The organism is Streptomyces sp. NBC_01352 (assembly GCF_036237295.1).
In the GTDB taxonomy this organism is placed as follows: domain Bacteria; phylum Actinomycetota; class Actinomycetes; order Streptomycetales; family Streptomycetaceae; genus Streptomyces; species Streptomyces plumbiresistens.
In genome coordinates this window covers 3,322,311-3,340,491 of the sequence record NZ_CP108354.1, presented here as the reverse complement: position 1 = coordinate 3,340,491, position 18,181 = coordinate 3,322,311, and the positions used below count along the sequence as shown (strand labels likewise).

Genomic DNA, 18,181 nt, shown 5'->3' with positions numbered 1-18,181 from the left:
GAAGCACTGATCGGTCACGAAGATCGCAGGACGGCGGCCGATTGTCAGCCGCGTGGGCGAGACTTGCCCCGTGGCACCCAATGACGAGACCGACCAGGTCACCCAGCACGCATCCCCGTTCGGCACGACGCCGCCCAACCGGCCCCCGGCCGCCGGCGCCGCCGGGCCGAACGCCCGCATGCCGCGCTGGCTGCCGCGCGCCATGGTGCTCGCGCTCGCCCTCATCGCCGTGTTCCAGCTGGGCAGTTGGGCCTTCCACCAGCTCACCGGCCTGCTGATCAACATCCTCATCGCGTTCTTCCTGGCCCTGGCCATCGAGCCCGCGGTGAGCTGGATGGCCTCGCGCGGCCTGCGCAGAGGCCTGGCCACCGCCGTCGTCTTCCTGGGCGTGATGATCGCGGCGGCGGGCTTCGTCACGCTGCTCGGCTCCATGCTCGCGGGCCAGATCATCAAGATCGTCGAGGACTTCCCGCAGTACCTCGACTCCGTCATCAACTGGATCAACGCCCACTTCAACACGGATCTGAAACGGGTGGACGTCCAGGAGGGCCTGCTCCGCTCCGACTGGCTGCGCAACTACGTGCAGAACAGTGCCACCGGCGTCCTGGACGTGTCCGCCCAGGTCCTCGGCGGACTCTTCCAGCTCCTGACGGTCACGCTGTTCTCGTTCTACTTCGCCGCCGACGGCCCGCGTCTGCGCCGCGCCCTCTGCTCCGTCCTGCCGCCCGCCAGGCAGGCCGAGGTGCTGCGCGCGTGGGAGATCGCCGTGAACAAGACCGGCGGCTACATCTACTCGCGCGGCCTGATGGCCCTCATCTCCGGAGCCGCGCACTACATCCTGCTGCAGACACTGAACGTGCCGTACGCGCCCGTGCTCGCCGTGTGGGTGGGGCTGGTCTCGCAGTTCATCCCCACGATCGGTACGTATCTCGCGGGCGCCCTGCCCATGCTGATCGCCTTCACCGTCGACCCCTGGTACGCGCTGTGGGTGCTGATCTTCGTCGTGGTCTACCAGCAGTTCGAGAACTACGTGCTGCAGCCCAAGCTGACCTCGAAGACCGTCGACATCCACCCGGCGGTCGCGTTCGGCTCCGTCATCGCCGGCACCGCCCTTCTCGGGGCCGTCGGCGCACTGATCGCCATCCCGGCGATCGCCACGCTGCAGGCCTTCCTCGGGGCGTATGTGAAGCGGTACGACGTCACGGACGACCCTCGGGTCCATGGGCACCGGAATCGGGGGGAGGGGCCCCTCGCGCGCATGTGGGCGCTGTGGGTACGGCGGCCGGGGGCCAAGGACCCCGACGACGGCTCCTCGTGACCGCAGGACCAGGGCGGCGTGCAGGCCCGGGGGCCGCCATGCCGATGACCTGGCGGTGGCGCGGGGTGCTCGTTCCGGATCAACGGGCCGTGGGCCGCCGAGACGTAGTCTCGGAGGTGCCGCGTGGTGCGCTTGACACGAAAATCGAACATCCATTCTGATGAGAGCTCCGGCGGGACTCTCGGTGGGCGTTTCGGCATGGTTTTGATGGAGAAGTGCCCGAGTTATCCACAGGCCGGACGGGCGTCGGGGCCCATTGTCAGTGGCAGGCGTTAGCGTCTTTGACGTGAAGCGATCGACTCAAGCAAATCGGGTGGAACCCATGGCAGGAACCGACCGCGAGAAGGCGTTGGACGCCGCGCTCGCACAGATTGAACGGCAGTTCGGCAAGGGCGCGGTCATGCGCCTGGGCGAGCGGCCGAACGAGCCCATCGAGGTCATCCCCACCGGGTCGACCGCGCTCGACGTCGCGCTCGGCGTCGGTGGCCTGCCGCGCGGCCGTGTCGTGGAGGTCTACGGCCCGGAGTCCTCCGGCAAGACGACCCTGACCCTGCACGCCGTGGCCAATGCTCAGAAGGCCGGCGGCCAGGTCGCGTTCGTGGACGCGGAGCACGCCCTCGACCCCGAGTACGCGAAGAAGCTCGGCGTCGACATCGACAACCTGATCCTGTCCCAGCCGGACAACGGCGAGCAGGCCCTGGAGATCGTGGACATGCTGGTCCGCTCCGGTGCTCTCGACCTCATCGTCATCGACTCCGTCGCCGCGCTCGTCCCGCGTGCGGAGATCGAGGGCGAGATGGGTGACAGCCACGTCGGTCTGCAGGCCCGTCTGATGAGCCAGGCCCTGCGGAAGATCACCAGCGCGCTCAACCAGTCCAAGACCACCGCGATCTTCATCAACCAGCTCCGCGAGAAGATCGGCGTGATGTTCGGCTCGCCGGAGACCACGACCGGTGGCCGGGCGCTGAAGTTCTACGCCTCGGTGCGACTCGACATCCGACGTATCGAGACGCTGAAGGACGGCACCGACGCCGTCGGCAACCGCACCCGCGTCAAGGTCGTCAAGAACAAGTGCGCTCCGCCCTTCAAGCAGGCCGAGTTCGACATCCTCTACGGGCAGGGCATCAGCCGCGAGGGCGGCCTGATCGACATGGGCGTGGAGAACGGCTTCGTCCGCAAGGCAGGCGCCTGGTACACGTACGAGGGCGACCAGCTCGGCCAGGGCAAGGAGAACGCCCGCAACTTCCTGAAGGACAACCCCGACCTGGCCAACGAGATCGAGAAGAAGATCAAGGACAAGCTGGGCGTCGGGGTCCGGCCCGAGAAGCCGACCGCCGAGCCGGGCGCGGACGCCGTGGTCCCCGCCGTCACCGACGACGCCGCGAAGACGGTGCCCGCTCCGGCTGCGGCCAAGGCTGCCAAGACCAAGGCCGCGGTGGCCAAGAGCTGATCCAATACCGTGCCTGATTCAAAAGCGTGGCGAACCGACTGGGCCGAGTACGCCGCCCACCCGGACGCTCCGCGTGAGCGGAGCGGGGGAAGTGACGGGGGATTGCCGACATGAGCGGCGGTGACGCGGTCCATGACGGGGACGGGAAGTACGCCCGCACGGCGTCGTACGGCACGAGGGGGTCGTACGACGACGAGCCGGGCGATGGGCAGAGGCCGGAGACCGGGCCGGACGGCGGCCGCTCCTCGGCGTTCGGCGCCGACTTGCCCGCGGGCGAGTCACGTCGGGGCGGTGGAGCACGTGACGGTGGAGCACGGGGCGCGGGTGGCTCACGCGGGCGCCGTCGGCGCGGTCGCGCAGAGTCGTCCGGTGCGGACGGAGGCGCCTTCTCGGCGAGGGCCGAGAAGGCGGAGCCCCCGAAGGACCCGGTCGAGCAGGCACGGGCGATCTGCCTGCGCCTGCTCACCGGAACCCCGCGCACGCGGAAGCAACTCGCGGACGCCCTGCGCAAGCGGGAGATTCCGGATGACGCCGCCGAGGAGGTGCTGTCGAGGTTCGAGGAGGTCGGGCTGATCAACGACAGCGCGTTCGCGGACGCCTGGGTGGAGTCCCGGCACCACGGACGGGGGCTGGCCCGGCGCGCGCTCGTCCAGGAACTGCGGACCAAGGGTGTCGACTCCACGCTGATCGACGCGGCCGTCGGCCAGCTCGACTCCGAGCAGGAGGAGACGACCGCGCGCGAGCTCGTCGCCCGCAAGCTGCGCTCCACCCGCGGCCTCGACCGTGACAAACGACTGCGCCGTCTCGCCGGCATGCTCGCCCGCAAGGGCTACCCCGAGGGCATGGCCCTGCGGGTGGTCCGGCAGGCGCTGGAGGAGGAGGGCGAGGACACGGAGTTCCTCGGGGACGAGGGGTTCTGAGGACGGGGAGCCCGACGGGCGAGGGGTTCTGAGGAACGACTCCCAGGGCAGAGCGGCTCCGGCATGGTGACCGGAGCCGTGTGACTCAGCGGCCCGGACACGGTGGACGCGCGGGGGCGCCCATCGCGTTCGGGAGCGGTGCGGTGTGGTGCTGGAGGCGCCGGTCCCGGAGTTGGTCTCCGCGCGACCGCCCTGTCGCCCGGGAGTCCGGGTCCGTCAGCGGCGCGTCGAGGTGTCGCCGCTCAACGGAAACGGCCCGCGAACTCGTCGATGCCGACCGGCCGTTCAGCCTCGACGCCTGTGACGACCATGCGGCCGGTCACCAGCGTGCCCGCACCGCTCACTGCCAGTCCTCCGGGCGCTCCACCTGCTCCAGGCGCAGGATCGGCCCGCTGCGGCTGTAGCGGCGGATCTGCGGCAGGGGCGGGTAGTAGGCGTGGACGGAGATCGCGTGGTGCTCGGTGGACTCGTTGAGGACCTCGTGGACGTGGTGGCGGCCGAAGGCGCGCCCCTGTCCGGTCGGCAGCCGGCGCTCCCGGTCCACGTCCTCGGTCAGTTCCAGCGTCTTCCAGCCGTCGGTGGGCAGCCGGGCGGCGAGCGAGTTCTCCTTGAGCTCACCGGACGCGGTGAGGAAGGCGCCGACCGATTCGGCGTGGTCGTGCCAGCCGGTGCCGGTGCCGGGCGGCCAGCCGATCAACCAGGCCTCGCTGCCGCCCGGCCCTTCCAGCCGCACCCACGTGCGGCCCTCCGGGTCGAGCGGGAGCGAGTTGATCAGCTCGGAGTCGGCGGCCGTACGCCGCACGAATTCGAGGAGGTCCGCCTGCGTGGGCACGGAAACGGCGGAACCGGAGGAGACAACGGGGGAGGGGGAGGCAGACACGGGCACCGTCCTGAAGAGCGTTCGCGTGAAGCGCGCGTCAACGCAGAAGCGGCGCGCGCCAAGAGTGAGGTGGAATGCGAATTCAGCAGGACGGGCGACACATGCAGCCCGCATAGCGGACCAGGTCCACATGGACCTTCCGCCACAGGTGCACACAGGTGTCGGTCACGATCCGGAGTACACCATGGCGGTGCGGGGCGGTCAACTCACTGTCACTATGTGGACGCTCGGTGACAGTGAGCACAGACAGGTCAACGGGAGCCGGCACCCGCCCCGGCTTCCGCTCCCGCCCGCGCGGGCCCGCCCAGCGCCGCCTCGGCCGCCGCGTACAGGTCGGCCGGCCGGACCCCGGTCAGCGCTGTGACGAGATGACCATCGGGCCGTACGAGAAGGACGGTGTGCGGAGCCGCGCCCGGGTACTCCTCGGCGACCAGCAGCTCGGCTGTGTGCGGCAGTGCGGTCACCGCCGCCGCGAGGCGGGGCATGATCCCGGCGGTCACCCAGTGCTTGCGTTCCCACACGCCGGTGCCCGGCGCGATCAGCAGGACGAGCAGTGCGCCGCGACCGAGGCGGTCCCGCAGTCGTACGAAGGAGCCGTCCTCGGCCGTCACCCGCACATCGGTGACCGGTGCGCCGGGCGCCGTGTCGACGAGGGCCTCTCCTTCGAGGTGCCGGGGTGCGAGCGGCGAGTCGGCGTACGCCCCCGGCGCACCGAGCGGGCCGCGCCCCAAGTGACCGTCCGTGAGCAGTGCGTCGTGGCCGCGAGCCGAGCCGGGGACGTATCCGCGCAGGCCCCCGCCCCCGCGCAGCAGCGGCAGTGCCTGGTCGGCGGCGCGCAGTCGGCCGGCGACGACCGCGCGCCGCTCCGCCTGGTAACTGTCGAGCAGCGCCTCGTGCGGCCCGTGGTGCCAGGCCAACGCCAGCTTCCAGGCGAGGTTGTCGGCGTCCTCGAGCCCCTCGTCGAGGCCCTGGGTGCCGAGCGCGCCCAGCAGGTGCGCCGCGTCCCCGGCGAGGAAGACCCGGCCGGCGCGCCAGCGGCGGGCCAGCCGGTGGTGGACGATGTGGACGCCGGTGTCGAGGAGTTCGTACGGCGGTGTCGAGCCGCCCGTCCAGCCGGCCAGGGTCTCCCGGACGCGGGCCACCAGCAGTTCCGGCGTGACCAGGTCCTTGCCGGGCGGCAGCAGCCAGTCGAGGCGCCAGACCCCGTCCGGCAGGGGGCGGCCGGTGATCTCGCCGGCCGAGGGGCCGGTCGTACGCCAGGGCGGCATCCGGTGGAGCAACGCCTGGTCGGGCCAGGGGAGTTCCGTGCGCAGGGCGGCCACGGCGTGCCGCTCCACCGCCGTACGGCCCGGGAAGCGGATGTCCTGGAGTTTGCGCACCGTCGAGCGCGGGCCGTCGCAGGCCACCAGGTAACTGCCACGCCACCAGGTGCCCTTGGGGCCGCGAGTGTGGGCAGTGACGCCAGATGGTTCCTGCTCGATGCCGTCGAGGCGGCTTTCCACAGCGATCTTGACGAGGCGCTCGCCGGCGAGGGCGGCGCGCAGGGCGCCGGTCAGCACGTGCTGGGCGATGTGCAGGGGAGCGGGACCGGCATCGCCCTCGGCGTCGGAGTCGTCCCCGAACATGACCTCGCGCATCACCTGCTTGCGCCGCATGGACCGCCATCCGGCCCAGTGGACGCCGACGTCCGCGAGGGCGATGCCGGTCAGCCGCTCCATCAGCGCGGCCGTGTCCTCGCGCAACACGACCGTGCGTGCGAGGCGGGGTTCGTCCTTGCCCGGGCCCTCGTCCAGGACCACGGACGGCACCTCCTGGCGGGCCAGAGCCAGGGCGAGCGTCAGCCCGACGGGCCCCGCACCGACGATGATCACCGGGTCCACGGCGCGGCGCCCCCTGCCCGCAGCGGTGTCCCGAGAGACGTAGGTGAACAGGAAGTTGGGGCAGGGTGCACGATCACAGAACGTATGCAACCCATTGCCGAAGCTTGCGTCAAGTGACGGAGGCAGTGGCGATCATGCCGCTGCCTCCGTGTCGTTCATGTCACTTGACTGCTCATCAGATCGATCCGCCGGCACCGGTTCCGTAGGTGCCCCTGATCTCGGCGGCGTTGATCTCCTCCACGTCCTTCCCACCGAGGACCGCCCCCGTGCTCCGCTTGCTGCGCCGCAGCCTCTTCTCGAGCCAGCTCGCGAAGGTGGTGAGGATGAAGTTGAGCACGATGTAGATGACCGCCACCACGACGAAGCTTTGAACGACGTTGGCGTAGTTGGCCGCGAGTGTGCCGCGTGTGTTGAGGAGCTCGGTGAACCCGATCATCACGCCGCCCAGCGCGGTGTCCTTCACGATGACCACGAGCTGGCTGACGATGGCCGGCAGCATCGCCGTGACGGCCTGCGGCAGCAGGACGTTGGTCATCGTCTGCCCCTTGCGCAGCCCGATCGCCATCGCGGCCTCCGACTGGCCCTTGGGCAGGGACAGGATGCCGGCCCGTACGATCTCGGCGAGGACGGACGCGTTGTAGAGCACCAGGCCGGTGACGACCGCGTAGAGGGGCCGCTGTTCGCTGGTGACGTTCGTGTAGCGGTCGTAGAACTCGTTGGCGAACAGCATCAGCAGCAGGACCGGGATCGCCCGGAAGAACTCGACCACCACGGCGGCCGGACCCCGCACCCACCGGTGGTCGGAGAGGCGCGAGATACCGAAGACCGCGCCCAGCGGAAGGGCGATCAGCATGGCCAGTGACGCGGCCTTCAGCGTGTCGGCGAGGCCCGGCAGCAGATACGTCGTCCAGGCCTGCGACTCGGTGAACGGCTTCCACAGGGCCCACTGCAGTTGGCCCTTCTCATCCATGGTCTGCCAGACCCACCACAGGAGCAGGGCGAGCAGGACGAAGAAGACCACCGAGAAGAGCACGTTGCGCCGCTTGGCGCGGGGCCCCGGGGTGTCGTAGAGAACGGAGCTCATCGCTTCACCGCCAGTCGCTTGCTCAGCCAGCCCAGGATGAGGCCGGTCGGGAGGGTCAGTACCACGAACCCGAATGCGAAGACGGCGCCGATGAGCAGCGTCTGGGCCTCGTTCTCGATCATTTCCTTCATCAGGAGGGCGGCCTCGGCCACGCCGATCGCGGCCGCCACGGTCGTGTTCTTGGTCAGGGCGATCAGCACGTTGGCCAGCGGACCGATCACCGAACGGAACGCCTGCGGCAGGATGATCAGCCGCAGCGTCTGCGTGAAGTTCAGCCCGATGGCACGGGCCGCCTCGGCCTGTCCGAGTGGCACCGTGTTGATGCCGGAACGAATCGCCTCGCAGACGAAGGCCGCGGTGTAGGCGGCGAGACCGAGGACCGCCAGGCGGAAGTACCGGACCTCGAAGTCGGACGTCCCCATCGTCACTCGGAAGATGTCGGAGAGGCCCAGTGAGGTGAAGACGATGATGACGGTCAGGGGGATGTTCCGGACGATGTTGACGTAGGCGGTGCCGAACCCCCGCATGAGTGGCACCGGGCTGACCCGCATCGCGGCCAGGAGGGTGCCCCAGACCAGGGAGCCGACGCCGGAGAGGACGGTGAGCTGTACCGTCGTCCAGAAGGCGCCCCAGATGCTCGGGTCGTCATAGTCTGAAAGAAAGTCGAACACGATTTCCCGCGCTTCCGGGTGTGTGGCGTACGTGGACAGCGCGGCGTGCCGCCGCCTTGATCGCAGTCGGCGACGGCACGCCCGTGAACCCTCGTGCTACTTGACGATGTTGCCGATCTTCGGCGCGGGCTCGTTCTTGTAGTTGGCCGGACCGAAGTTCTCCTGGACCGCCTTGTCCCAGGACTTGTCGCTGACCATCTTCTCCAGGGCCGCGTTGATCTTGTTGACGGTCTCGGTGTCTCCCTTCTTCACACCGATGCCGTAGTTCTCGTTGCTCAGCTTGAGTCCGGCGAGCTTGAACTGACCCTTGTACTGCTCCTGCGCGGCGAAGCCGGCCAGGATCGAGTCGTCCGTGGTCAACGCGTCCACGGCGCCGCTCTGCAGGGCTGCGATGCACTCCGAGTAGCCGCCCCTCTCGGTGAGGTTGGCCTTCGGAGCGAAGTCGTTCTTGACGTTCTGCGCCGACGTGGAGCCTGTCACCGAGCACAGGTTCTTGTCATTGAGGTCCGTGGCCTCGGTGATGTCCGAGTCCGACTTGACCAGAAGGTCCTGGTGGGCCAGCAGGTACGGCCCGGCGAAGTCGACCTTCTGTGCGCGCTCGTCGTTGATCGAGTACGTGGCCGCGATGAACTTGACGTCGCCACGGGCGAGCGCGTTCTCGCGGTCGGCGCTCTTGGTCTCGACGAACTCGATCTGGTCGGGCTCGTAGCCGAGCTCCTTGGCCACGTACGTGGCCACGTCGACGTCGAATCCGGAGAAGGAACCGTCGGGCTCCTTCAGGCCGAGACCCGGCTGGTCGTACTTGATGCCGACCTTGATCGTGTCGCCGCCACCGGAACCCGAGCCGGTGTCGCTGCTGTCGTTGTCGTCGCCTCCACATGCGGTCGCGGTCAGAGCGAGGACGAGCGCGGTGGCCGCCGCGGCGGAGGCCTTGCGGAGCTTCATGGTGAACATCCTTTGTGTGGTGAGGAGAATGCCGACGTTGCGGGTGACACCGCACTCAGTGACGCGGGCGTGTCATGGGTGCTGATGCGTCAGTGGTGCAGGATCTTCGACAGGAAGTCCTTGGCGCGGTCGCTGCGCGGGTTGCTGAAGAACTGGTCCGGCACAGCTTCTTCGACGATCCGGCCGTCTGCCATGAACACCACCCGGTTCGCGGCCGAACGGGCGAACCCCATCTCGTGGGTGACGACGATCATGGTCATGCCGTCCCGGGCCAGCTGCTGCATGACCTCCAGAACCTCGTTGATCATCTCCGGGTCGAGCGCCGACGTGGGCTCGTCGAAGAGCATGACCTTGGGGTCCATGGCCAGGGCGCGCGCGATGGCGACACGCTGCTGCTGGCCGCCGGAGAGCTGTGCGGGGTACTTGTCGGCCTGGTTGGCGACGCCGACCCGGTCAAGCAGGCCCCGGGCCTTCTCCTCGGCCTGCTTCTTGTCCATCTTGCGGACCTTGATCTGGCCCAGCATGACGTTCTCGAGCACCGTCTTGTGCGCGAACAGGTTGAAGGACTGGAAGACCATTCCCACGTCGGCACGCAACCGGGCCAGAGCCTTGCCCTCCTGGGGCAGCGGCTTGCCGTCGATGGCGATTGTGCCGGAGTCGATCGTCTCCAGGCGGTTGATGGCGCGGCACAGGGTGGACTTTCCGGACCCGGAGGGTCCGATGACCACGACAACCTCGCCGCGGGCGATCGTCAGATCGATGTCCTGGAGAACGTGCAACGCGCCGAAATGCTTGTTGACGCTCTTCAGGACGACCAGATCTCCGGTCGCGGCCACATCTTCCTTGGCCACCGATACTTCGGTCATCGCTCTAAGGCTCCGTCCTCCTCGGTTTCGGAGGACAGTAGTAACCACTCGCGACCAGCGTCATTACATCTGAGGGGAATCTGAGGATCACGATCCGATAGCAATCGGACACGTGTCGTAGCACTTGCGAGCTGGGCGCGTATCGGCCGGGTAACGGAAGCAGCGCGCAACCGGAACCCTCTTGACGCCGTCCTCTTCCATCAGCGTGACTGCCATGTGTGCACGCGCGCGTGCACACGTCTTTGTACACATCCTGATCGTACGTCGGATGAACCGAAGGGGGCCCGGATGAGACTGCTCCTCGTCGAGGACGACAACCATGTGGCAGCCGCCCTGTCCGCGGTCCTCGCGCGGCACGGTTTCGACGTCACCCACGCCCGCAGCGGCGAGGAGGCCCTGCAGGCACTCGTCCCGGAAGGCGCCGGCTTCGGCGTCGTCCTCCTCGACCTGGGGCTGCCCGACCAGGACGGCTACGAGGTCTGCGGCAAGATCCGCAAGCGCACCAGCATCCCGGTGATCATGGTCACCGCGCGCTCCGACGTCCGCTCCCGCATCCACGGCCTCAACCTCGGCGCCGACGACTACGTGGTGAAGCCGTACGACACCGGAGAGCTGCTCGCCCGCATCCACGCCGTGGCCCGGCGCACCGTCCACGAGGACGCGCCGGGGGCGAGCGAGACCGCGCTGCGTCTTGGCCCGGTGCACATCGAACTGCCCACCCGCCAGGTCAGCGTGGACGGTTCGGTCGTCCAGCTGACCCGCAAGGAGTTCGATCTGCTCGCCCTGCTGGCCCAGCGCCCCGGCGTGGTCTTCCGCCGGGAGCAGATCATCAGCGAGGTGTGGCGGACCAGCTGGGAGGGGACCGGCCGGACCCTGGAGGTGCACGTGGCGTCCCTGCGCGCCAAGCTGCGCATGCCGGCCCTGATCGAAACCGTACGCGGCGTGGGCTACCGGCTCGTCGCCCCGGGCGCGTAGCGGGGCCGGGTGCGCACACGTCTGCTCCCGCTGCTCATCATCCTGATGGCGGCCGTGCTGCTCGCTCTGGGCATCCCGCTCGCCGTCAGCGTGGCCGCGGCCCAGCAGCAGAAGGTGGTCGTCGACCGGATCGACGACACGGCACGTTTCGCGGCCCTCGCCCAGTACGTCACCGACCCGCCCGGCGAGTCGAACGAGCGCAAGGACACGCTCGGCATCGAGCTCACGAGCTACTACGACGTCTACGACATCCGGGCGGGCGTCTTCTACCGCAACGACACGCCCATGGCCAAGGCGCCGTCGACCTTCTTCCTCCCCAAGGAGGGCGAGGTCCGCGAGGCGTTCGACGAGGCGCTGCTCAGCCGGCGCAGCCACGACCCGAAGCAGGTGTGGCCCTGGCAGCGCAACCGCCTGGTCGTCGCCTCGCCGGTGATCCGGGACGGTGACGTCGTCGCGGTCGTCGTCACCGACTCGCCCACCGGGCAGATGCGCTCGCGGATCCTGCACGGCTGGCTGGTCATCGGCACGGGCGAGTTCGCCGCGATGCTGCTGGCGGTGGGCGCCGCGCTACGGCTCACGGGCTGGGTCCTCAGGCCCGTACGCGTCCTCGACGCCACCACGCACGCGATCGCGAGCGGGGCCCTGAAGTCCCGGGTCGCGGCCGCCGGCGGGCCGCCGGAACTCAGACGCCTGGCCCGGTCGTTCAACGAGATGGCGGACAACGTCGAGGACGTGCTGGAGCAGCAGCGCGCCTTCGTCGCGGACGCCTCCCACCAGCTCCGCAACCCCCTCGCGGCGCTGCTGCTGCGCATCGAACTGCTCGCTTTCGAGCTCCCGGAGGGCAACCAGGAGATCGCCTCCGTCCAGGCCGAGGGCAAGCGTCTGGCGCACGTGCTGGACGACCTGCTCGACCTGGCCCTGGCCGAGCACGCCGAGGCGGACCTCAAGGTCACCGACATCGGTGCCCTGACCGCCGAGCGCGTCGCGGCCTGGACACCGACCGCCGAGGCCAAGGGCGTGCGGCTGGCGGGCAGCTGTCCGGCCACCACCGCCTGGGCCGACCCGGTCACCCTCTCCAGCGCCCTGGACGCGGTGATCGACAACGCGGTGAAGTTCACGCCGAAGGACGAGACCGTCGAGGTCACGGTCGCCTCCGACGGCGACACCTCCACCATCGTGGTCACCGACAGCGGCCCCGGCCTGACCGACGAGGAACTCGCCCGCGTCGGCGACCGCTTCTGGCGCAGCGGCCGCCATCAGAACGTCAAGGGCTCCGGCCTCGGCCTGTCCATCTCCCGCGCCCTGCTCGCCGCGGGCGGCGGCTCGATCACGTTCGACCACCACGAGCCGCACGGGCTGACGGTGACGGTACGGGTGCCGCGGTCGGGTCCGCCTGCGTGAGGTTCGGTACGGCGAGGTACCGCAGGTGGCTGGAACTCGCTGCGCCGTGCGGGTACGCGCGCCCGGTTTCGTGGTGATGCTTCCTGCGACGGCTCACGAGACGTCCGTACGGCATCCGTGTGACGTGTCGTACGCCGCGCGCGGGGTGTCGGCTACGGCTTGACCGAGCGGTAGTAGCGCCGGGCCCCGTCGTGCAGGGCCAGCGGGTCCGTGTAGATCGCCGTGCGTACGTCGACCAGCTGGGCGGAGTGGACGTGGGCGCCGATGCCGTCCCGGCTCTTGAGCACCGTCCGCGTCACCCACTCGGTGAGCCTCGGGTCCATGTCCTTGCGTGTCATCAACAGGTTGGACACAGCGATCGTCGCCACTGTGGCGCCGTTCTGGACCACGGGATAGGCCGACTCCGGCATGTTCGTGGCGCGGTAGTAGCGGGACGCGCCGCCCTGGTCGTGCAGCTTGGCGACGATGTCGGTGCCGATCGGCACGAACCGGAAGGCGTAGTCGGCGGACAACCTCTCCAGCCCGGCCGTCGGCAGCCCGCCCGACCAGAAGAACGCGTCGATCTCGCCCCGCTTGAGCCGGTCCGGGCCGGTGTCGATCCCGTCGGCCATCGGCGTGATGTCCTTCTTGGCGTCGATGTCGGCCGCCTTGAGCACCCGGTTGGCGATCAGCCGCACGCCCGAGTGGGGCAGCCCTATGGCCACGCGTTTGCCCTTCAGGTCCGCGACGGACCTGACGTCCGAGTCGCGCGGGACGACGAGCTGTACGTAGTCGTCGTACAGGCGTGCGACCCCACGCAGCCGGTCGGCTCCGGGACCCGTGTACGTCTGCACCGCGTCGGCCGCCGTGATCGTGAAGTCGGCCTTGCCGGTCGCCACGCGCGCGACGTTCTCCTGCGAGCCGTCACTGGTCAGCAGCCGCACGTTCAGGTTTGGCATGTCCTTGTCGAGCTCGGCGCGCAGCAGCCGCCCGTACTCCTGGTAGACGCCGGCCTTCGTCCCCGTGCTGAACGTGATCGTCCCGCTCGGCGGCGCATCGCCCAGGGGCAGCAGCCACCACAACAGCAGCCCGAACGCGACGAACCCGGCGGCCGCGCCCTGCAGGGCCCGGCGCCTGCCGATACGGGGGAACACTCTGGACATGCGGGCGATCCTGCCAGCCGGGGCGCGGTGCTGACCAGGGGCGGCGGTGCCGAAGGGGCGCCCTCGGGTTCAGCGAGGGCGTTGTCCGAGGCGGTCGATAGAGTCGGTGCATGAGTTCCTCGCCCGTCGACCTGGTCCGTGAATTCCATCTCGCCGTCGGGCTCGCCGTCCGCAGTACGCCCGCCGAGGTCTCGCCCGAACTGGCCGCCCACCGCGGTGAACTGCTCGCCGAGGAGGCCACGGAGGTCGCCGAGGTCTCCGTCACCGGCCCGCTCGACCGGCTCGCACACGAACTCGCCGATGTCGTCTACGTCGCGTACGGCACGGCCCTCGTGCACGGCATCGACCTCGACGCGGTGATAGCCGAGATCCACCGCTCCAACATGACCAAGCGCGGCCCCGAGGGCCGCATCGACCGCCGGGCCGACGGCAAGGTCCTCAAGGGCGACCACTACGAGGCACCGGACGTGGCGGGGGTGCTGCGCCGGCAGGGATGGGTTCCGGGCGGGGAGTGACGGTTCAGTGGGCGACCTTTGGACGTCGGCCTCTGTCGCCCGTCAACCCACCGGGGCACCAGCCCGCACGCGGCTGACGGCTCAGTCCCCGCCCACCGAAGCCCCCGCCTCCGCCTCGGCTGCCTCCCGCGACGAGGCCTCCCGGGTCTCCCGGCGGCCTTCGGCCCGGCGGGTCCACCAGGACGCCAGGGGCTCCGTGTAGCGCGCGGTGAGGGGGCCGAGGACGACCAGGATGAGGACGTACGCCGTGGCCAGCGGGCCGAGGGACGGTTCGATGCCGGCGCTCACGGCCAGCCCCGCGATGACGATCGAGAACTCGCCGCGTGCCACCAGCGCGCCGCCGGTGCGCCAGCGGCCCTTGACGGAGATTCCGGCCCGCCGGGCCGCCCAGTACCCGGTGGCGATCTTCGTCGCGGCGGTGAGGAACGCCAGGGCGAGTGCGGGCAGCAGTACGGGCGGGATGCTGGCCGGGTCTGTGTGGAGCCCGAAGAAGACGAAGAAGACGGCGGCGAACAGGTCCCGCAAGGGGCTCAGCAGGGTGTGCGCCCCCTCCGCGACCTCCCCGGACAGCGCGATGCCGACCAGGAACGCGCCCACCGCGGCGGACACCTGGAGTTGCTGGGCGATGCCCGCCACCAGGATCGTCAGGCCCAGCACGACCAGCAGCAGCTTCTCCGGGTCGTCGCTGGAGACGAACCGGGAGATCAGCCGGCCGTAGCGCACCGCCACGAACAGGACGAGCCCCGCCGCGCCCAGCGCGACCGCCAGGGTCACGCTCCCGGCGAGCAGCCCGGCGCCGGCCACCAGCGCGGTGACGATGGGCAGGTACACGGCCATCGCCAGGTCCTCGAGGACGAGGACGCTGAGGATCACCGGCGTCTCCCGGTTGCCCACCCGGCCCAGGTCGCCGAGGACCTTCGCGATCACGCCGGACGACGAGATCCAGGTGACGCCGGCCAGCACCACCGCGGCCACCGGACCCCAGCCCATCAGCAGCGCCGCGGCCGCGCCCGGCAGGGCGTTGAGGGCGCAGTCGACGAGACCGGACGGGTAGTGGGACTTGAGGTTGGTGATCAGATCGCCGGCCGTGTACTCCAGGCCGAGCATCAACAGCAACAGGATGACGCCGATCTCGGCGCCGGTCGCGACGAACTCCTCGCTCGCCCCGAGCGGCAGCAGCCCGCCCTCGCCGAAGGCCAGTCCGGCGAGCAGATACAGCGGAATGGGGGAGAGCCGGAAGCGGGCGGCGAACCGGCCCAGCAGGCCGAGGGCGAGAATGATGGAACCGAACTCGATCAACAGGACCGCGGAGTGCACCGGTTCACTCCCGACCGAGTATCGTCGCGGCGGCGTCGACGCCCTCACGGGTGCCGATCACGATGAGGGTGTCCCCGCCTACGAGCCGGAAGTCCGGCGCCGGCGAGGGAATCGCCTCCGCCCGCCGCAGCACCGCCACGACGGACGCGCCCGTCTCGGTCCGCATCCGGGTCTCGCCCAGCACCCGCCCGTTCCACCGCGAGCCCGCGGCGACCTCGACGCGCTCGGCGACCAGCCCCAGGTCCGAGGTGTAGAGCAGGCTCGCACTGTGGTGGGACGGCTTGAGCGCGTCGATCAGCGCGCCCGCCTCGGAACCGGTCAGGCGCAGTGACTGGGCGCAGGAGTCGGGATCGTCGGCCCGGTACACGCTCACCGTGCGGGCACCGTCGCGGTGCGCCACCACGGACAGATGGCGGTCTTCCCGGGTGACGAGGTCGTACTGGACCCCGATACCCGGCAGCGGCGTCGCCCTCAGGCGTGGAGCAGACACGTTTCTTCCCCTTGCTCGTCGGTGCTTCGTTGATCGCGGTTGCCAACTCCGCATGCTTCCACTGCCCCGTACGGTGACGACATGGGTGTCGTCACGGATATACGAGGACGAAGGCGTGCGGCGAGGCTGGCTGCGACGGTGCGGCGCGCGGGTACCCGCGCGCCGCACGCGAAGACGGGAAGGGGCGAGAACGGGACCGTGTCGTTGTTCTGGCGGATCTTCTCGCTCAACGCTGTCGGCCTGATCGCGGCCGCCGCACTGCTGCTGGGCCCGGTCACCGTGTCCACCCCCGTCCTGCCGGGCGAGGCGCTCGCGGTCGTGGTGGGCCTCGCCGCACTGCTGGCCGCCAACGCGCTGGTGCTGCGCATAGGACTCGCCCCGCTCCAGCGGCTGGGCCGGGCCATGGCGACGGCCGACCTGCTGCGCCCCGGAGCCCGTGCCCCCGTCGCCGGGCCCGCGGAGACGGCCGCGCTCATCACGACGTACAACACGATGCTCGACCGGCTGGAGGCCGAACGCGCCGCCGGCGCCGCCCGCGCGCTCTCCGCCCAGGAACGCGAACGCCACCGCATCGCCCGCGAACTCCACGACGAGGTCGGCCAGACCCTGACCGCGGTCCTCCTCCAGCTCAAGCGCGTCGCCGACCGGGTGCCGGTCGAGTTGCGCGAGGAGGTGGGCCAGGCGCAGGAGGCCACCCGGGCCGGCCTCGACGAGATCCGCCGCATCGCCCGTCGGCTGCGCCCCGGTGTCCTGGAGGAGCTCGGGCTGCCGAGCGCCCTGCGCTCCCTCGCGGCCGAGTTCACCACGCACGGACTGACCGTGCGCCACCACGTCCCCGGCGATCTGCCCCGGCTGACCGAGGAGTCCGAACTCGTGGTCTACCGCATCGCCCAGGAGGGACTCACCAACACCGCACGGCACGCCGCCGCCGACCGTGCGGAGGTGCGGCTGAGCCCGGTCACGGGCGGCGTCGAACTCCTCGTACGCGACGACGGCAAGGGCCTGGGCGGGGCACCGGAGGGCTCCGGCATCAGCGGCATGCGCGAACGGGCCCTCCTCATAGGCGCCGCGTTGTCCCTGGAACCCGCCCCGGGGCGGGGCACGGACATACGGCTGCGGATCCCGGCCGCGACCGCGGAGCCCCGCTGATGGCGCCCCGACCGCCGCTGAAGACCCCGATCCGCGTCCTGCTCGCCGACGACCACACCCTCGTACGGAGAGGTGTGCGTCTCATCCTCGAGAATGAGCCGGACCTCACTGTCGTGGCCGAGGCCGGCGACGGGGCGGAGGCGGTCGAGCTGGCACGCGCGCGTGACGTCGATCTGGCGGTCCTCGATGTCGCGATGCCCCGGATGACCGGCCTCCAGGCGGCCCGCGAACTCTCCCGCCGCCTGCCCGACCTGAGCATCCTCATCCTCACGATGTACGACAACGAGCAGTACTTCTTCGAGGCCCTCAAGGCAGGCGCCGGAGGCTACGTCCTGAAGTCCGTCGCCGACCGCGACCTCGTCGAGGCGTGCCGGGCGGCCGTACGGGACGAGCCGTTCATCTACCCGGGCGCGGAACGGGCCCTCGTCCGCTCCTACCTCGACCGCCTCCACCGGGGCGACGGTCTGCCCGAGCGGGCCATCACCGAACGCGAGGAGGAGATCCTCAAGCTCGTCGCCGAGGGCCACACCTCGAAGGAGATCGGCGAACTCCTCTTCATCAGCGCCAAGACGGTCGAACGCCACCGCGCGAACCTGCTCCAGAAGCTGGGCATGCGCGACCGCCTGGAACTGACCCGGTACGCGATCCGGGCCGGCCTGATCGATCCCTGAGTGCGCGCAGTGCTGCGGGGCGGCAGGTGGCGCTGAAGGTGATCCGCTCCGAATACGCCGGCCTCCCGCACTTTCTGGCCAGATTCCGGCGCGAGGCGACGGCGGCCCGCAAGGTGAGCGGAGCCTTCACGGCGTCCGTCGTGGGCGCCGATCCGGATGGCGACCCGCCCTGGTCGGCCACCCAGTACGTGCGCGGCGAGTTGCTCTCCGCACGCGTGCGCTCCGGCGATCCGTTGCCCGCCGCCGACATCGCCCGACTGGCCGGCCGGCCGGCGGAGGCACTGCGCGACATCCACCGCCAGGGCATCGCGCATCGCGACGTGGCTTCGGCCCGACCTCGCTGGCCGCGACCCCGCGCACCGGCCGGATCGACCTCGTCCACACCGCCCTGACCCACCCCGGAGCCCTCCAGGTCGCTGTGACGGCCGGGCGATCATGATGTACGAGCAAGGCCCTGCCCGGCGCGAGCGGCTGGATCACCATCGGCGGCGACGGCGGCCACCAGGA

Annotated in this window: 18 protein-coding genes and 1 pseudogene; 9 read left to right on the top strand and 10 right to left on the bottom strand. The window is 70.2% G+C overall.

Annotated elements, in window-relative coordinates; all coding sequences use genetic code 11:
- Window positions 1-70: 70 nt before the first annotated feature.
- From OG252_RS15590 to recX, 3 genes and pseudogenes are all read left to right on the top strand, one after another.
- A complete protein-coding gene (locus OG252_RS15590; RefSeq protein ID WP_329336726.1) occupies window positions 71-1,318 on the top strand; it encodes an AI-2E family transporter in 1,248 nt (415 codons plus the stop codon).
- 322 nt (window positions 1,319-1,640) lie between these two features.
- Complete coding sequence (recA, locus tag OG252_RS15585) at window positions 1,641-2,768, top strand: recombinase RecA (RefSeq protein WP_266432987.1); 1,128 nt, start codon at window positions 1,641-1,643, stop codon at window positions 2,766-2,768.
- Between the two features lie 9 nt (window positions 2,769-2,777).
- Window positions 2,778-3,688 (top strand): annotated as a pseudogene (gene recX, locus OG252_RS15580) (recombination regulator RecX).
- 340 nt (window positions 3,689-4,028) lie between these two features.
- Here recX and OG252_RS15575 read toward each other — a convergent pair.
- From OG252_RS15575 to OG252_RS15545, 7 genes are all read right to left on the bottom strand, one after another.
- On the bottom strand, window positions 4,029-4,574 hold the full coding sequence (locus tag OG252_RS15575; RefSeq protein WP_266432984.1) for a cysteine dioxygenase: 546 nt from the start codon (window positions 4,572-4,574) through the stop codon (window positions 4,029-4,031).
- A gap of 76 nt (window positions 4,575-4,650) precedes the next feature.
- Window positions 4,651-4,722, bottom strand: a complete 72-nt coding sequence (locus OG252_RS15570) for a putative leader peptide (protein ID WP_323186205.1) — start codon at window positions 4,720-4,722, stop codon at window positions 4,651-4,653.
- 97 nt (window positions 4,723-4,819) lie between these two features.
- The gene (locus OG252_RS15565; protein ID WP_329336721.1) at window positions 4,820-6,448 is read right to left on the bottom strand and encodes an FAD-dependent monooxygenase; all 1,629 of its coding nucleotides are present in this window, start codon (window positions 6,446-6,448) and stop codon (window positions 4,820-4,822) included.
- 175 nt (window positions 6,449-6,623) lie between these two features.
- Window positions 6,624-7,532 (bottom strand): amino acid ABC transporter permease, encoded by a 909-nt coding sequence (locus OG252_RS15560; RefSeq protein WP_329336719.1) that lies wholly within the window; start codon window positions 7,530-7,532, stop codon window positions 6,624-6,626.
- Window positions 7,529-8,203: an amino acid ABC transporter permease gene (locus OG252_RS15555; RefSeq protein ID WP_329336717.1), complete on the bottom strand. Its 675-nt coding sequence runs from the start codon at window positions 8,201-8,203 to the stop codon at window positions 7,529-7,531. The genes OG252_RS15560 and OG252_RS15555 overlap by 4 nt, the downstream gene beginning before the upstream one ends.
- 96 nt (window positions 8,204-8,299) lie before the next feature.
- Complete coding sequence (locus OG252_RS15550) at window positions 8,300-9,148, bottom strand: glutamate ABC transporter substrate-binding protein (RefSeq protein ID WP_329336714.1); 849 nt, start codon at window positions 9,146-9,148, stop codon at window positions 8,300-8,302.
- Between the two features lie 89 nt (window positions 9,149-9,237).
- Window positions 9,238-10,014, bottom strand: a complete 777-nt coding sequence (locus tag OG252_RS15545) for an amino acid ABC transporter ATP-binding protein (RefSeq protein WP_266432978.1) — start codon at window positions 10,012-10,014, stop codon at window positions 9,238-9,240.
- Between the two features lie 288 nt (window positions 10,015-10,302).
- On the opposite strand from OG252_RS15545, the gene OG252_RS15540 reads away from it, so the two are divergent.
- A complete protein-coding gene (locus OG252_RS15540; RefSeq protein ID WP_266432976.1) occupies window positions 10,303-10,989 on the top strand; it encodes a response regulator transcription factor in 687 nt (228 codons plus the stop codon).
- A 9-nt stretch (window positions 10,990-10,998) separates the two neighbouring features.
- A complete protein-coding gene (locus tag OG252_RS15535) occupies window positions 10,999-12,390 on the top strand; it encodes a sensor histidine kinase (RefSeq protein ID WP_329336711.1) in 1,392 nt (463 codons plus the stop codon).
- Window positions 12,391-12,542: 152 nt separating this feature from the next.
- Here the strand turns inward: OG252_RS15535 and OG252_RS15530 are convergent, their stop codons facing one another.
- Window positions 12,543-13,532, bottom strand: a complete 990-nt coding sequence (locus OG252_RS15530) for a TAXI family TRAP transporter solute-binding subunit (protein ID WP_266432973.1) — start codon at window positions 13,530-13,532, stop codon at window positions 12,543-12,545.
- 110 nt (window positions 13,533-13,642) lie between these two features.
- Between OG252_RS15530 and OG252_RS15525 the strand changes: the two genes are divergently transcribed.
- On the top strand, window positions 13,643-14,047 hold the full coding sequence (locus OG252_RS15525) for a MazG nucleotide pyrophosphohydrolase domain-containing protein (RefSeq protein ID WP_266432971.1): 405 nt from the start codon (window positions 13,643-13,645) through the stop codon (window positions 14,045-14,047).
- 81 nt (window positions 14,048-14,128) lie between these two features.
- Here the strand turns inward: OG252_RS15525 and OG252_RS15520 are convergent, their stop codons facing one another.
- Both OG252_RS15520 and OG252_RS15515 read right to left on the bottom strand, forming a co-directional pair.
- A complete protein-coding gene (locus tag OG252_RS15520) occupies window positions 14,129-15,364 on the bottom strand; it encodes a cation:proton antiporter (RefSeq protein ID WP_266432969.1) in 1,236 nt (411 codons plus the stop codon).
- A 4-nt stretch (window positions 15,365-15,368) separates the two neighbouring features.
- The gene (locus tag OG252_RS15515) at window positions 15,369-15,854 is read right to left on the bottom strand and encodes a cation:proton antiporter regulatory subunit (protein WP_266432967.1); all 486 of its coding nucleotides are present in this window, start codon (window positions 15,852-15,854) and stop codon (window positions 15,369-15,371) included.
- 198 nt (window positions 15,855-16,052) lie between these two features.
- On the opposite strand from OG252_RS15515, the gene OG252_RS15510 reads away from it, so the two are divergent.
- Genes OG252_RS15510 through OG252_RS15500 form a run of 3 tightly spaced genes read left to right on the top strand, consistent with a single transcriptional unit; the run spans window position 16,053 to window position 18,066 of the window.
- A complete protein-coding gene (locus OG252_RS15510; RefSeq protein ID WP_329336707.1) occupies window positions 16,053-17,003 on the top strand; it encodes a sensor histidine kinase in 951 nt (316 codons plus the stop codon).
- Entirely contained in the window at window positions 17,003-17,674 is a 672-nt protein-coding gene (locus tag OG252_RS15505) for a response regulator (protein WP_266432964.1), read from the top strand. The genes OG252_RS15510 and OG252_RS15505 overlap by 1 nt, the downstream gene beginning before the upstream one ends.
- Before the next feature lie 38 nt (window positions 17,675-17,712).
- Window positions 17,713-18,066, top strand: coding sequence for a hypothetical protein (locus OG252_RS15500; RefSeq protein WP_329336704.1), 354 nt, complete (start codon window positions 17,713-17,715; stop codon window positions 18,064-18,066).
- Window positions 18,067-18,181: the final 115 nt, after the last annotated feature.